This window comes from Ramlibacter sp. (genome assembly GCF_036383835.1).
Taxonomy (GTDB): Bacteria; Pseudomonadota; Gammaproteobacteria; order Burkholderiales; family Burkholderiaceae_C; genus Ramlibacter.
On record NZ_DASVNN010000013.1, the window covers coordinates 16,169 to 29,573 of the forward strand.

Here is a 13,405-nt window from a genome sequence, read left to right on the forward strand (position 1 = left end):
CTGGTTTCAATTTCCAGCCGGGCAGCGTCCCGGCTTTTTCACCGGATGATGGACCCGGACACCAGCGCGCTCGTCGAATGCCGCAATCTCAGCTTCGGCTACGACAAGCGACGCATCCTCGATGACGTGACCTTCACCGTGCCGCGCGGCAAGGTAACGGCGCTCATGGGCGCGTCCGGCGGCGGCAAGACCACCGTCCTGCGCCTGATCGGCGGGCAGGCGCGGCCGCAGGCCGGCGAACTCCTGTTCGATGGCGAGAGCATCCCGGCGCTGGACCGCGAGGGCCTGTACCGCATCCGCCGCCGCATGGGCATGCTGTTCCAGTTCGGCGCGCTGTTCACCGACCTGACCGTCTTCGACAACGTGGCGTTCCCGCTGCGCGAGCACTCGGGCCTGTCCGAGAACCTGGTGCGCGACATCGTGCTGATGAAACTCAATGCGGTGGGCCTGCGCGGCGCGCGCGACCTGATGCCCAGCCAGGTGTCGGGCGGCATGGCGCGGCGGGTGGCGCTGGCGCGCGCGATCGCGCTCGATCCCGACCTCGTGATGTACGACGAGCCCTTCGCCGGCCTGGATCCGATCTCGCTCGGCACCGCCGCGCAGTTGATCCGCAGCCTGAACGACACGCTGGGCATCACGAGCATCATCGTGTCACACGATCTCGAGGAGACCTTGCGCATCGCCGACCACGTGATCGTCCTCGCCAACGGCCGGATCGCCGCGCAGGGCACGCCGCAGCAGGTGCGCACGTCCGACGACCCGCTGGTGCACCAGTTCGTCAACGCGCTGCCCGAAGGCCCCGTGCGTTTCCACTACCCCGGCCCCTCGGTGGCCGAGGACTTCAGCGGGGGCCTGCAATGAGCTGGTGGAAACCGGCCGACGTCGGCTTCGCCACCCGCAGCAAGTTCGGCGACTACGGCTATTCGGCGCGCCTGCTGTGGAGCCTGCTGGCGACGGTGGGGACTACCTTCGGGCGCGGGCGGCTGCTGCGCGACCAGGTGCATTTCCTGGGCAACTACTCGCTGGCGATCATCGGGGTGTCGGGCCTGTTCGTCGGCTTCGTGCTGGCGCTTCAGGGCTACTACGTGCTGCAGCGCTACGGATCGTCGGAGGCCCTGGGCCTCATGGTGGCCCTGAGCCTGGTGCGCGAGCTGGGGCCGGTGGTGACGGCGCTGCTGTTCGCCGGCCGCGCGGGCACCTCGCTCACCGCGGAGATCGGCCTGATGAAGGCGGGTGAACAGCTCTCTGCCATGGAGATGATGGCAGTCGATCCGGTGCAGCGTATCCTCGCTCCGCGCTTCTGGGGCGGCGTGATCGCGATGCCCTTGCTGGCCTCCGTGTTCAGCGCGGTGGGCATCGTCGGCGGCTGGGTCGTCGGCGTCGTGCTGATCGGGGTCGATCCCGGCGCCTTCTGGAGCCAGATGCAGGGGGGCGTCGACGTGTTCAAGGACGTCGGCAACGGCGTGTTCAAGAGCCTGGTGTTCGGCATCGCCGTCACCTTCATCGCCGTGCTGCAAGGCTACGAGGCGAAGCCGACGCCCGAAGGCGTTTCGCGCGCGACGACGCGTACCGTGGTGATGGCCTCGCTGGCGGTGCTCGGCCTGGATTTCGTGCTGACCGCGATGATGTTCAGCATTTGATGGGGGAGTGAAGAGATGGAGCGCAACAAGAACGACGTGTGGGTGGGACTTTTCGTCCTCATCGGTGGCGCGGCGCTGGTGTTCCTCGCGCTGCAGGCGGCCAACCTGCTGACGCTGAGTTTCCAGCCGACCTACCGCGTGGTGGCCAAGTTCGACAACATCGGCGGACTCAAGCCGCGCACGGCCGTGAAGAGCTCGGGCGTCGTCGTCGGACGTGTGGAATCCATCACGTTCGACGACAAATCGTTCCAGGCGAGGGTCACCCTGGCGCTGGAAAACCGCTATCAATTCCCGAAGGACAGCTCGCTGAAGATCCTGACCAGCGGCCTGCTCGGGGAGCAGTACATCGGGATCGAGGCGGGGGCGGACGACAAAGCGCTCGCGTCCGGGGATACGATCACCACCACGCAGTCCGCGGTGGTGCTGGAAAACCTGATCGGCCAGTTCCTGTACAACAAGGCCGCCGAGGCTCCGGCACCCGGGGCGCAGAAGAAATGAAACTTGCCCGCCTGAAGGCGCACCGCCCGGTCGCCGCCCTGCTGATCGCGCTGACGCTCGCGGCGCTGCAGGGATGCGCCACCGCGCCCGGACGCGAACCGAACCCGCGCGACCCCTTCGAACCGTTCAACCGCCAGGTGACGGAGTTCAACGACGGCGTCGACCGCATCGTGCTGAAACCCTCCGCCACCTGGTACCGCGAGAAGGTTCCGCCGCTGGTGCGCACCGGCGTGTCGAACTTCTTCAACAACCTGGGCGACGCCTGGTCGGCCGTCAACGCGCTGCTGCAGTTCCGCCTGCAGGACGCCGAGGAAAACTTCGCGCGCTTCCACCTGAACACCATGTTCGGCGTGTTCGGCATCTTCGACCCGGCGAGCGACCTGAACATCGAGCGCCATCGGGAGGACTTCGGGCAGACGCTGGGTCGCTGGGGCGTGCCCGCCGGCCCGTACATCGTGCTGCCGCTGCTGGGACCGTCCACGCTGCGGGACACCCTCGCGCTGCCGGTCGATTCGCGCTACGACCCCGTGAGCTTCATCGATCCGGCGCGCACCCGCACCGCCATGTACACGCTGCGCATCGTCGACCGCCGCTCCAATCTCCTGCGCGTGAGCAACGTGCTGGAGGAGGCGGCCCTGGACCGGTATTCCTTCACGCGCGACGCCTTCCTGCAGCGCCGCCGGGCGGAGATCTTCCAGGCCGAGGAGGACCAGGACGTGCCGCCGCCGCTGCCGGACGAATCCAACGTGCCGTCCGAACCGCCCGCCGCCACGCCGGCCGCGCCCGGACAACCACAAGCCACTCCCGCGCGTTGAGGAACCAGCGTTGCATGCTGTTGCGTTCGTTTGGCGCAACGACTGAACCCGGCGCCTCCGGTGGGTTCCAATGCAGGAAACCGGGCTCGGCCCGGCTGAAAGGAAACAGATGAACCGACGTACCCTGGGCCGCTTCGCGGCCGCCGTGCTGGCGACCGGCCTGATGGCCGGCATGCTGCCGCTGGCGCATGCCGCGGAAGAAGCCCCCGATGCCATGATCAAGCGCCTCTCCGACGAGGTGCTGGGCACCATCCGCAAGGACGCCGCCATCCAGGCGGGCGACATCAACAAGGTGATGTCGCTGGTGGATGCCAGGATCATGCCCAACGTGAATTTCCCGCGCATGACCGCCTCCGCGGTCGGCCCGGGCTGGCGCCAGGCCACGCCGGAGCAGCGCCAGCGCCTGCAGCAGGAGTTCAAGCTGCTGCTGGTGCGCACCTATTCGGGCGCGCTGTCCCAGGTGTCGAACGAGGAAGTGCAGATGAAGCCGCTGCGCGCGCAGCCCACCGACACCGACGTGCTGGTGCGCAGCGAGATCCGTGGCCGCGGCGACCCGATCCAGCTGGAATACCGCCTCGAGAAGACGGCCGAAGGCTGGAAGATCTACAACCTGAACGTGCTGGGCGTGTGGCTGGTGGAAACCTACCGCAGCCAGTTCACCCAGGAAGTGAACGCCAAGGGGATCGACGGCCTGATCGCCTCGCTGTCCGAGCGCAACAAGGCCAACGCCGCCGGCAAGAAGGGCTGACGCCCCGTGCTGGTCCTGCCCGCCGAACTGATGCACGCGCAGGCGCCGGCATGCAGCCGCATGCTGGCGCAGGCCCTGCGCTCCGAACCCGGCACCCGGGCGGTGGCGGATGCATCGCCGCTGCGCGCCTTCGATTCATCCGCGCTCGCCGTGCTGCTGGAATGCCGGCGCGAGGCGCTGGCGCTGGGCAAGAGCTTCGCGGTGGCGCACCTGCCGGCCAAGCTGCGCCAGCTCGCGGGCTTGTACGGCGTGGCGGACCTCCTTCCCGACGCCGGCGCTTGACGGGAAGGGTGGGCAAGCGAGCCTGCCCACCCTACGGGGCCCTCGTGACCGCGCGGCCCACCGTCTTTGCTGCCACCCCACGCCGAGCCGGGCCATCCGCCCTCGCTAAAATCGCGGGTTGCCCATGCCCGCCGTCTCCTTCCAGTCCGTCTCCAAGACCTATTCCACCGCGCGAGGCAGCTTCCAGGCGCTGGACGGCGTCGGCTTCGACATCGCGGAGGGCGAATTCTTCGGCCTGCTCGGTCCGAACGGCGCCGGCAAGACCACCCTGATCAGCATCCTCGCCGGCCTCGTGCGCGCCACCTCCGGCCAGATCCTCGTGCGCGGGCACCACGTGCAGAAGGATTACGCCAACGCCCGGCGCCAGCTGGGCGTGGTGCCGCAGGAGCTGGTGTTCGATCCCTTCTTCACCGTGCGCGAGGCGCTGCGCATCCAGTCCGGCTACTTCGGCGTGAAGAACAACGACGACTGGATCGACGAACTCCTCGCCAATCTGGGCCTGGCCGACAAGGCGCAGTCCAACATGCGCCAGCTCTCCGGCGGCATGAAGCGCCGCGTGCTGGTGGCGCAGGCGCTGGTGCACCGTCCGCCGGTGATCGTGCTCGACGAGCCCACCGCCGGCGTCGACGTGGAACTGCGCCAGACGCTGTGGCAGTTCATCGCCAAGCTCAATCGCCAGGGCCACACCGTGCTGCTCACCACGCATTACCTCGAGGAGGCGGAAGCGCTGTGCAGCCGCATCGCGATGCTCAAGCAAGGCAGGGTGGTGGCCCTGGAGCGCACCAGCGACCTGCTGAAGGCCGCATCCAGCAACGTGCTGCGCTTCAAGCTCGATGGCGCCCTGCCGCAGGAATTCGAGGGCAAGGCTCGCGTCACCGGCCGCATCGTGCAGCTGCCTGCCCACGACGCCCACGAGATCGAGCAGCACCTGGCCGTGATCCGCGAGGCGGGACTGCGCGTGGAGGACGTCGAGATCCGCAAGGCGGACCTGGAGGACGTGTTCATCGACGTGATGACCGCGGACCGGCAAGGAGTGCCCGCATGACCGGCTGGCAAACCCTCCTCTACAAGGAAGTGCTGCGCTTCTGGAAGGTGAGCTTCCAGACCGTCGCCGCGCCCGTGCTCACCGCGCTGCTGTACCTCCTGATCTTCGGCCACGTGCTGTCCGGCCAGGTGAAGGTGTACGACCGCATCAGCTACACCGCCTTCCTGGTGCCGGGGCTGGTGATGATGAGCGTGCTGCAGAACGCCTTCGCCAACAGCTCGTCGTCGCTGATCCAGAGCAAGATCATGGGCAGCCTGGTGTTCGTGCTGCTCACGCCGCTGTCGCACTGGAGCTGGTTCATCGCCTACGTCGGCTCCTCGATCGCGCGCGGCCTGTGCGTGGGCCTCGGCGTGTTCCTCGTCACCGTGTGGTTCACCAAGGTGAGCTTCGTGGCGCCGCTGTGGATCCTGGTGTTCGCCTTCCTCGGCGCCGGCATGCTGGGCGCGCTGGGACTCATCGCGGGCCTGTGGGCCGAGAAGTTCGACCAGATGGCCGCATTCCAGAACTTCGTCATCATGCCGATGACGTTCCTCTCCGGCGTGTTCTACTCGATCCACTCGCTGCCGGCGTTCTGGCAGCAGGTGAGCCACCTCAATCCCTTTTTCTACATGATCGACGGCTTCCGCTACGGCTTCTTCGGCGTCAGCGACGTGTCGCCCTGGCTGAGCCTGGCGATTGTCGGCAGCGCCATGCTGGCCGTGAGCGCCATCGCCGTCCATCTCCTGCGAATCGGTTACAAGATTCGTGGGTAGTCCCCGAGCTCTGCCATGACCGCCGACGACCTCCGCTCCCTCATCGCCTCCGGCCTGAAGTGCCACCACATCGAGGTCGATGGCGACGGCCGCCACTGGTCCGCGGTGATCGTGTCAGCGGAGTTCGCAGGATTGCGTCCTATCCAGCGTCACCAGCGGGTCTACGCCACGCTCGGTGCGAGAATGCACACCGACGAGGTGCACGCCTTGTCGATGAAGACATTCACGCCCGACGAATGGGCAGCCCTTCCTCACTGACGCACAGATGGACAAGCTTTTGATTCGCGGCGGCAAGCCGCTGCGTGGCGAGATCCGCATTTCCGGCGCGAAGAACGCGGCGCTGCCCGAGCTGTGCGCGGCGCTGCTCACGCCCGGTCCCATGACCCTGCAGAACATCCCGCGCCTGCAGGACGTCGCGACCATGCTCAAGCTGATCCGCAACATGGGCGCGTCGGCGGAATTCAGTCCCGACGGCACGGTGGTGATCGACTCGAAGGAACTGCATTTCCCGGAGGCGCCGTACGAGATGGTGAAGACCATGCGTGCCGCGGTGCTGGCGCTCGGCCCGCTGCTGGCGCGCTTCGGCGAAGCCACCGTCTCGCTGCCGGGCGGCTGCGCGATCGGTGCGCGCCCGGTGGACCAGCACATCAAGGGCCTGCAGAAGATGGGCGCCGAGATCGTGATCGAGCACGGCTACATGATCGCCAAGCTGCCCAAGGGATGGACCCGCCTGAAGGGCGCGACCATCCGCACCGACATGATCACGGTGACCGGCACCGAGAACTTCATGATGGCCGCGGCGCTGGCCGAAGGCGAGACCATCCTCGAGAACGCGGCGATGGAGCCCGAGATCACCGACCTGGGCGAGATGCTCAATGCGATGGGCGCCAAGGTCGAAGGCCACGGCACCGAGCGCATCCGCATCGTCGGCGTCGACAAGCTGCACGGCGCGACGCACCGCGTGGTGTCCGACCGCATCGAATGCGGCACTTTCCTCTGCGCGGTCGCCGCCACCGGCGGCGACGTGTTCCTGAAGGACGGCCGCGCCGAGCATCTCGGCGCCGTCATCGACCTGTTGAAAGCCGCGGGCGCCACCGTGGAGGCCGTCGACGGCGGCATCCGCGTGAAGTCCGAAGGCCGGCTGGAGGCCCAGAGCTTCCGGACCGTGGAGTACCCCGGTTTCCCCACCGACATGCAGGCGCAGTTCATGGCGCTCAACTGCATCGCCGAGGGCGACTCCAAGATCACCGAGACCATCTTCGAGAACCGCTTCATGCACGTCAGCGAGCTGGCGCGCATGGGTGCGCACATCGACGTCGAGGGCAAGGTCGCGCTCACCCACGGCGTGGAACGCCTGTCCGGCGCCACCGTCATGGCCACGGACCTGCGCGCTTCCGCCAGCCTGGTGATCGCCGGCCTGGTGGCCGACGGCGAAACCCTGGTCGATCGCATTTACCATCTCGACCGTGGCTACGAGCAAATGGAAGCCAAGTTGCGCGCGCTCGGGGCGGACATCGAAAGAGTGACATGACATCTGCGGGCAAGCCCGCCATCACATTGGCCCTCTCCAAGGGGCGGATCTTCGACGAAACCCTGCCGCTCCTGAAAGCCGCAGGGATTTCGGTTTTGGAGGATCCGGAGAAGTCCCGCAAGCTGATCCTGCCGACCAGCGACCCCGGCCTGCAGGTGGTGCTGGTGCGCGCCACCGACGTGCCGACCTACGTGCAGTACGGCGGCGCCGACCTCGGCGTGACCGGCAAGGACACGCTGATCGAGCATGGCGCCCAGGGCCTCTACCAGCCGCTGGACCTGCAGATCGCCAAGTGCCGCGTCAGCGTGGCCGTGCGCTCGGACTTCGACTACGCCTCCGCCGTGCGCCAGGGCGCCCGCCTGAAGGTCGCCACCAAGTACGTAAGCATCGCGCGCGACTTCTTCGCCGCCAAGGGCGTGCACGTCGACCTGATCAAGCTCTATGGCTCCATGGAGCTCGCGCCCCTCACCGGGCTGGCCGATGCCATCGTGGACCTCGTGTCCACCGGCGGCACGCTCAAGGCCAACAACCTGGTGGAAGTGGAGCGCATCATGGACATCAGCTCCCGCCTGGTGGTGAACCAGGCCGCGCTCAAGCTGAAACAGGAACCGATCCGCCAATTGATCGACGTCTTCGCGAAGACCGTCGCCGCCTCCTCGAAATGACTTTCTCCGCCCGACCCCTGCGCCTCGCGACCACCGACGGCGGCTTCGACGCCGCCTTCAAGGCGCGCCTGCACTGGTCGGCGGACACCGATGCGGGCATCGAGCAGGCGGTCGCGGGCATCCTGGCCGACGTGCAGAAACGCGGCGACGCCGCGGTGCTGGAGTACACGAACAAGTTCGACATGCAGGCCGGTTCCATGGCCGCCCTCGAACTGAAGCCCGCCGAACTGAAGGCCGCCTTCGACAGCCTGCCCGCGAAGCAGCGCGACGCCCTCGAGGCCGCGGCCCAGCGGGTGCGCACCTACCACGTGGCGCAGCGCAAGGCGAGCGGCGAAAGCTGGAGCTACCGCGACGCCGACGGCACGCTGCTCGGGCAGAAGGTGACGCCGCTGGACCGCGTGGGCATCTACGTGCCGGGCGGCAAGGCAGCCTATCCGTCGTCGGTGCTGATGAACGCGATCCCGGCGCACGTGGCCGGCGTCGGCGAGATCGTCATGGTGGTGCCGACGCCGCGCGGAGAGCGGAATCCGCTGGTGCTGGCGGCGGCGCACGTCGCCGGCGTGCATCGCGCCTTCACCATCGGCGGCGCCCAGGCCGTGGCCGCGCTGGCCTACGGCACCGAGACCGTGCCGCGCGTGGACAAGATCACCGGTCCCGGCAACGCCTATGTCGCCAGCGCCAAGCGCCGCGTCTTCGGCCAGGTGGGCATCGACATGATCGCCGGCCCCAGCGAGATCCTGGTGCTGGCCGACGGCACGACGCCGGCCGACTGGGTGGCGATGGACCTCTTCTCGCAGGCGGAGCACGACGAGCTGGCGCAGAGCATCCTGCTGTGCCCCGACGCGAAGTACATCGAGCAGGTGCAGGCCGCGATCGACCGCATGCTGCCCGAGATGCCGCGCGCGGAGATCATCGCCAAGTCCCTCAACGGCCGCGGCGCCCTGATCCACGCGCGTTCGATGGAAGAGGCCTGCGAGATCAGCAACCGCATCGCCCCCGAGCACCTGGAGATCGCCAGCGCCGACCCGCACCGCTGGGAGCCGCTGCTGCGCCACGCCGGCGCGATCTTCCTGGGCGCCTACACCAGCGAGTCGCTGGGCGACTACTGCGCGGGCCCCAACCACGTGCTGCCCACCAGCACCACCGCGCGCTTCTCCAGCCCGCTGGGCGTGTACGACTTCCAGAAGCGCAGCAGCCTGATCGAGGTGAGCGAGGCCGGCGCCCAGGCGCTGGGCGTGATCGCCGCCGAACTGGCCTACGGCGAGGGGCTGCAAGCGCATGCCCGCGCGGCGGAGATGCGGCTGAAGCGCTGATAGCCCCAACACCCGGACGCAGAGGGCGCAAAGGGTACGCAGAGGACGCAAAAAAGAAGAAAAGGGATAATTGGTTCCCTTTTGCGCCCTCTGCGTATCTTTCGCGTCCTCTGCGTCCGGAAGTTCTTTCTTCGCAATCCATGACCTCCCGCCTCGACCAACTGATCGCCACCCGCATCCGGCAGGACGTGCAGGGCATGCATGCCTATGCCATCCAGGACTCCCGGGGCATGGTCAAGCTGGATGCCATGGAGAACCCGCACCGGCTGCCGCCGGAGCTGCGCAGGGAGCTGGGCGAACGTCTCGCCGAAGTGGCGCTGAACCGCTATCCGGGCGAGCGCGTCGACGACCTCCGCGCGGCGCTGGCCAGGCATGCGCAGGTGCCGGCCGGCTTCGACCTGATGCTGGGCAACGGCTCGGACGAACTGATCTCGCTGCTGGCCATGGCCTGCGACGTGCCGGGTGCCACGATCCTCGCTCCGCTCCCGGGCTTCGTCATGTACGCCATGAGCGCGCAGCTGCAGGGCCTGAAGTTCGTGGGCGTCGACCTCACGCCCGACTTCGAGCTGGACGAGAAGGCGATGCTCGACGCGATCGGGCGCGAGCAGCCCGCCATCGTCTACCTCGCCTATCCGAACAACCCCACGGCCAACCTCTGGAACGACGCGACGATCGAGAAGATCGTCGAGGCGGCGCCCGGCCTGGTGGTGATCGACGAGGCCTACCAGCCTTTCTCCAGCCGCAGCTACCTGGACCGGATCACGAAGCACGAACACGTGCTCCTGATGCGCACCCTGAGCAAGTTCGGCCTGGCCGGCGTGCGCATCGGGTACATGCTCGGTCGCGCCGAACTGGTCGCGCAGGTGGACAAGGTGCGGCCGCCGTACAACATCAGCGTGCTCAATAGCGAGGCCGCCCTGTTCGCGCTGGAGCACGAGGACGTGTTCGCGGCCCAGGCCGCCGGCCTGAAGCGCGAGCGCGAGCGCCTGCAGAAGGCGCTGAAGGAAATGGGCCTGAAGACCTGGCCCAGCGACGCCAACATGATCCTGGTGCGCGTTCCCGATGCGGCGCGCAGCTTCGAGGGCATGAAAGCCCGCAAGGTGCTGGTCAAGAACGTTTCTAGAATGCACCCATTGCTGGCCGGGTGCCTGCGCCTGACCGTCGGCACCCCCGAAGAGAACACGCAGATGCTCGCCGCCCTGCAGTCCACCCTATGAGAACCGCAGAAGTCACTCGCAACACGGCGGAAACGCAGATCACCGTCCGGGTCAACCTCGATGGCACCGGCGAGGCGAAGCTCGCCACCGGCATCGGCTTCTTCGACCACATGCTCGACCAGATCGCCCGCCACGGCCTGATCGACCTCGAGATCGACGCCAAGGGCGACCTGCACATCGACGGCCACCACACGGTGGAGGACGTCGGCATCACCCTGGGCCAGGCGGTCTACAGGGCGGTGGGCGACAAGAAGGGCATCCGCCGCTACGGCCATGCCTACGTCCCCCTGGACGAGGCGCTGTCGCGCGTGGTGATCGACTTCTCCGGCCGTCCCGGCCTGGTCATGAACGTGCCCTTCAAGAGCGGCATGATCGGCACCTTCGACACCCAGCTGGCGCACGAGTTCTTCCAGGGCTTCTGCAACCACGCTTTCGTGACCCTGCACGTGGACAACCTCAAGGGCGAGAACGCGCATCACCAGTGCGAGACGGTATTCAAGGCCTTCGCCCGCGCGCTGCGCGCGGCGCTGGAGCTCGATCCGCGCGCGGCCGGCACCATTCCTTCGACAAAGGGATCGCTTTGAGGACTGTCGCGGTCGTCGACTACGGCATGGGCAACCTGCGATCGGTGTCGCAGGCGGTGCAGCACGTGGCGGCGCAGGATCCATCGATCCGCGCCATCGTGACCTCGCGCCCCGAAGAAGTGCGTGCCGCCGAGCGCGTCGTCCTGCCGGGGCAGGGCGCGATGCCCGACTGCATGCGCGAGCTGCGCGACTCCGGCCTGCTGGAATCGGTGCTGGAAGCGGCGGCGAGCAAGCCGCTGTTCGGCGTCTGCGTCGGCATGCAGATGCTGCTCGATCGCAGCGAGGAAGGCCCCACCGGCGGCCTCGGCCTCGTCCACGGCGACGTCGTGCGCTTCCAGCTCGCGGGGCAGCTGCAGCCCGATGGCAGCCGTTACAAGGTGCCGCAAATGGGCTGGAACCGGGTCCGCCAGGCGCAGCCGCACCCGATGTGGGCCGGCGTGCCCGACGACGGCTGGTTCTATTTCGTGCACAGCTTCTATGCCAGGCCGTCGGACCCGCGCCACAGCGTCGGGGAATCCGAGTACGGCGTCCGCTTTACCTGTGCGGTGGCTCGCGATAATATTTTTGCGACCCAGTTCCACCCCGAGAAAAGCGCCGACCAGGGCCTCATGCTCTATCGCAACTTCCTGCACTGGAATCCCTGACCGCCGCGGAAAGCGGTCTCCCCAGCTCCAGCTGTCCAAACCTCCATGCTCCTGATTCCCGCCATCGACCTGAAAGACGGCCACTGCGTACGCCTGAAACAAGGCGACATGGACCAGGCCACCACCTTCAGCGAGGATCCCGCCGCCATGGCGAAGACCTGGCTGCAGCGCGGTGCCCGCCGGCTCCACCTCGTCGACCTCAACGGCGCCTTCGCCGGCAAGCCGCAGAACTTCAACGCCGTGCGCTCCATCCTCAAGGCGGTGGGCGACGAGATCCCGGTGCAGCTCGGGGGCGGCATCCGCGACCTCGACACGATCGAGCGATACATCGACGGCGGCCTGCGCTACGTGATCATCGGCACCGCCGCGGTGAAGAACCCCGGATTCCTGAAGGACGCCTGCACGGCCTTCGGCGGCCACATCATCGTCGGCCTCGACGCGAAGGACGGCAAGGTGGCCACCGACGGCTGGAGCAAACTGACCGGCCACGAAGTCGTCGATCTCGCCAGGAAGTTCGAGGATTGGGGCGTCGAATCCATCATCTACACCGACATCGGCCGCGACGGCATGCTCACCGGCATCAACATCGACGCCACGGTGAAGCTGGCGCAGTCGCTGTCCATCCCGGTCATCGCCTCCGGCGGCCTGTCGTCCATGAAGGACATCGAGGCCCTGTGCGCCGTGGAGGACGAGGGCATCGAGGGCGTGATCGCCGGCCGCGCGATCTACTCGGGCGACCTCGATTTCGCCAAGGCCCAGGCGCGGGCGGACGAATTGAACGGAGGTTGAGCGTTGAGGGTTGAGCGTTGAGCGGAACCACGCTGAACGCCCAACGCCCAACGCCCAACGCAAACATGCTCGCCAAACGCATCATCCCCTGCCTCGACGTCACCGGCGGCCGCGTCGTCAAGGGCGTCAACTTCGTGGAGCTGCGCGATGCCGGCGACCCGGTGGAGATCGCCGCGCGCTACAACGAGCAGGGCGCCGACGAACTCACCTTCCTGGACATCACCGCCACCAGCGACGGCCGCGACCTGATCCTGCACATCATCGAGGCGGTCGCCTCGCAGGTGTTCATCCCGCTGACCGTCGGCGGCGGCGTGCGCACCGTCGAAGACGTGCGCCGCCTGCTCAATGCCGGCGCCGACAAGACCAGCTTCAACTCCGCCGCCATCGCCAACCCGGACGTGATCTCCGCGGCTTCGGCCCGCTACGGCGCGCAGTGCATCGTGGTGGCGATCGACGCCAAGCGGCGCAGCCCCGAGGATGCCGCCACGCGCGGGCCCGGCTGGGACGTGTACAGCCACGGCGGGCGCCGCAACACCGGCCTCGACGCCGTGGCCTGGGCCGCCGACATGGCGCGGCGCGGCGCCGGCGAGATCCTGCTCACCAGCATGGACCGCGACGGCACCAAGTCCGGCTTCGACCTGGAACTCACGCGCGCGGTGAGCGACGCGGTGACGGTGCCGGTGATCGCCTCCGGCGGCGTCGGCAACCTCGACCACCTCGCCGACGGCATCCAGAAGGGCGGGGCGGACGCCGTGCTGGCCGCCAGCATCTTCCACTACGGCGAATACACCGTCGCGCAAGCCAAGGCGCGCATGGCCGAGCGGGGGATCCCGGTACGGCTCTGAGCTGTCATTCCCGCGAAGGCGGGAACCCAGGGCGCCC

Annotated in this window: 17 protein-coding genes; all 17 read left to right on the top strand. The window is 67.8% G+C overall.

Features of this window, described 5'->3' with window-relative positions; genetic code table 11:
- Positions 1-45: 45 nt before the first annotated feature.
- The 17 genes from VF522_RS02520 to hisF all read left to right on the top strand — a co-directional run bounded on the left by VF522_RS02520 (position 46) and on the right by hisF (position 13,368).
- Complete coding sequence (locus VF522_RS02520; protein WP_330906641.1) at positions 46-861, top strand: ABC transporter ATP-binding protein; 816 nt, start codon at positions 46-48, stop codon at positions 859-861.
- A complete protein-coding gene (gene mlaE, locus VF522_RS02525; RefSeq protein WP_330906642.1) occupies positions 858-1,640 on the top strand; it encodes a lipid asymmetry maintenance ABC transporter permease subunit MlaE in 783 nt (260 codons plus the stop codon). The genes VF522_RS02520 and mlaE overlap by 4 nt, the downstream gene beginning before the upstream one ends.
- Positions 1,641-1,655: 15 nt before the next feature.
- The gene (gene mlaD / locus VF522_RS02530) at positions 1,656-2,138 is read left to right on the top strand and encodes an outer membrane lipid asymmetry maintenance protein MlaD (RefSeq protein ID WP_330906643.1); all 483 of its coding nucleotides are present in this window, start codon (positions 1,656-1,658) and stop codon (positions 2,136-2,138) included.
- Positions 2,135-2,953: a VacJ family lipoprotein gene (locus tag VF522_RS02535; protein WP_330906644.1), complete on the top strand. Its 819-nt coding sequence runs from the start codon at positions 2,135-2,137 to the stop codon at positions 2,951-2,953. The genes mlaD and VF522_RS02535 overlap by 4 nt, the downstream gene beginning before the upstream one ends.
- A gap of 109 nt (positions 2,954-3,062) precedes the next feature.
- The gene (locus tag VF522_RS02540) at positions 3,063-3,701 is read left to right on the top strand and encodes an ABC transporter substrate-binding protein (protein WP_330906645.1); all 639 of its coding nucleotides are present in this window, start codon (positions 3,063-3,065) and stop codon (positions 3,699-3,701) included.
- Positions 3,702-3,707: 6 nt separating this feature from the next.
- Positions 3,708-3,983, top strand: a complete 276-nt coding sequence (locus VF522_RS02545) for an STAS domain-containing protein (RefSeq protein WP_330906646.1) — start codon at positions 3,708-3,710, stop codon at positions 3,981-3,983.
- A 124-nt stretch (positions 3,984-4,107) separates the two neighbouring features.
- Positions 4,108-5,028, top strand: a complete 921-nt coding sequence (locus VF522_RS02550) for an ABC transporter ATP-binding protein (RefSeq protein WP_330906647.1) — start codon at positions 4,108-4,110, stop codon at positions 5,026-5,028.
- Complete coding sequence (locus VF522_RS02555; RefSeq protein ID WP_330906648.1) at positions 5,025-5,780, top strand: ABC transporter permease; 756 nt, start codon at positions 5,025-5,027, stop codon at positions 5,778-5,780. The genes VF522_RS02550 and VF522_RS02555 overlap by 4 nt, the downstream gene beginning before the upstream one ends.
- Positions 5,781-5,795: 15 nt before the next feature.
- Positions 5,796-6,038, top strand: coding sequence for a BolA family protein (locus VF522_RS02560; RefSeq protein ID WP_330906649.1), 243 nt, complete (start codon positions 5,796-5,798; stop codon positions 6,036-6,038).
- Positions 6,039-6,045: 7 nt separating this feature from the next.
- Complete coding sequence (gene murA / locus VF522_RS02565; protein WP_330906650.1) at positions 6,046-7,311, top strand: UDP-N-acetylglucosamine 1-carboxyvinyltransferase; 1,266 nt, start codon at positions 6,046-6,048, stop codon at positions 7,309-7,311.
- Positions 7,308-7,976 (top strand): ATP phosphoribosyltransferase, encoded by a 669-nt coding sequence (gene hisG / locus VF522_RS02570; protein ID WP_330906651.1) that lies wholly within the window; start codon positions 7,308-7,310, stop codon positions 7,974-7,976. The genes murA and hisG overlap by 4 nt, the downstream gene beginning before the upstream one ends.
- The gene (hisD, locus tag VF522_RS02575) at positions 7,973-9,289 is read left to right on the top strand and encodes a histidinol dehydrogenase (RefSeq protein WP_330906652.1); all 1,317 of its coding nucleotides are present in this window, start codon (positions 7,973-7,975) and stop codon (positions 9,287-9,289) included. Before hisG ends, hisD begins: the two co-directional genes overlap by 4 nt.
- 140 nt (positions 9,290-9,429) lie before the next feature.
- Positions 9,430-10,506, top strand: coding sequence for a histidinol-phosphate transaminase (hisC, locus tag VF522_RS02580; protein ID WP_330906653.1), 1,077 nt, complete (start codon positions 9,430-9,432; stop codon positions 10,504-10,506).
- Entirely contained in the window at positions 10,503-11,090 is a 588-nt protein-coding gene (gene hisB / locus VF522_RS02585; RefSeq protein ID WP_330906654.1) for an imidazoleglycerol-phosphate dehydratase HisB, read from the top strand. The genes hisC and hisB overlap by 4 nt, the downstream gene beginning before the upstream one ends.
- Positions 11,081-11,734 (top strand): imidazole glycerol phosphate synthase subunit HisH, encoded by a 654-nt coding sequence (hisH, locus tag VF522_RS02590; RefSeq protein ID WP_330906677.1) that lies wholly within the window; start codon positions 11,081-11,083, stop codon positions 11,732-11,734. The genes hisB and hisH overlap by 10 nt, the downstream gene beginning before the upstream one ends.
- A 45-nt stretch (positions 11,735-11,779) precedes the next feature.
- Positions 11,780-12,523, top strand: a complete 744-nt coding sequence (gene hisA / locus VF522_RS02595) for a 1-(5-phosphoribosyl)-5-[(5-phosphoribosylamino)methylideneamino]imidazole-4-carboxamide isomerase (RefSeq protein ID WP_330906655.1) — start codon at positions 11,780-11,782, stop codon at positions 12,521-12,523.
- Positions 12,524-12,588: 65 nt separating this feature from the next.
- Positions 12,589-13,368: an imidazole glycerol phosphate synthase subunit HisF gene (hisF, locus tag VF522_RS02600; protein ID WP_330906656.1), complete on the top strand. Its 780-nt coding sequence runs from the start codon at positions 12,589-12,591 to the stop codon at positions 13,366-13,368.
- The last annotated feature ends 37 nt before the right edge of the window (positions 13,369-13,405 follow it).

Excerpts from the sequence above, each read along its gene's own strand:
- VF522_RS02520 (WP_330906641.1), top strand. The coding sequence starts at position 46 with ATGATGGACCCGGACACCAGCGCGCTCGTCGAATGCCGCAATCTCAGC.
- mlaE (WP_330906642.1), top strand. The coding sequence starts at position 858 with ATGAGCTGGTGGAAACCGGCCGACGTCGGCTTCGCCACCCGCAGCAAG.
- mlaD (WP_330906643.1), top strand. The coding sequence starts at position 1,656 with ATGGAGCGCAACAAGAACGACGTGTGGGTGGGACTTTTCGTCCTCATC.
- VF522_RS02535 (WP_330906644.1), top strand. The coding sequence starts at position 2,135 with ATGAAACTTGCCCGCCTGAAGGCGCACCGCCCGGTCGCCGCCCTGCTG.
- VF522_RS02540 (WP_330906645.1), top strand. The coding sequence starts at position 3,063 with ATGAACCGACGTACCCTGGGCCGCTTCGCGGCCGCCGTGCTGGCGACC.
- VF522_RS02550 (WP_330906647.1), top strand. The coding sequence starts at position 4,108 with ATGCCCGCCGTCTCCTTCCAGTCCGTCTCCAAGACCTATTCCACCGCG.
- VF522_RS02555 (WP_330906648.1), top strand. The coding sequence starts at position 5,025 with ATGACCGGCTGGCAAACCCTCCTCTACAAGGAAGTGCTGCGCTTCTGG.
- VF522_RS02560 (WP_330906649.1), top strand. The coding sequence starts at position 5,796 with ATGACCGCCGACGACCTCCGCTCCCTCATCGCCTCCGGCCTGAAGTGC.
- murA (WP_330906650.1), top strand. The coding sequence starts at position 6,046 with ATGGACAAGCTTTTGATTCGCGGCGGCAAGCCGCTGCGTGGCGAGATC.
- hisG (WP_330906651.1), top strand. The coding sequence starts at position 7,308 with ATGACATCTGCGGGCAAGCCCGCCATCACATTGGCCCTCTCCAAGGGG.
- hisD (WP_330906652.1), top strand. The coding sequence starts at position 7,973 with ATGACTTTCTCCGCCCGACCCCTGCGCCTCGCGACCACCGACGGCGGC.
- hisC (WP_330906653.1), top strand. The coding sequence starts at position 9,430 with ATGACCTCCCGCCTCGACCAACTGATCGCCACCCGCATCCGGCAGGAC.
- hisB (WP_330906654.1), top strand. The coding sequence starts at position 10,503 with ATGAGAACCGCAGAAGTCACTCGCAACACGGCGGAAACGCAGATCACC.
- hisA (WP_330906655.1), top strand. The coding sequence starts at position 11,780 with ATGCTCCTGATTCCCGCCATCGACCTGAAAGACGGCCACTGCGTACGC.
- hisF (WP_330906656.1), top strand. The coding sequence starts at position 12,589 with ATGCTCGCCAAACGCATCATCCCCTGCCTCGACGTCACCGGCGGCCGC.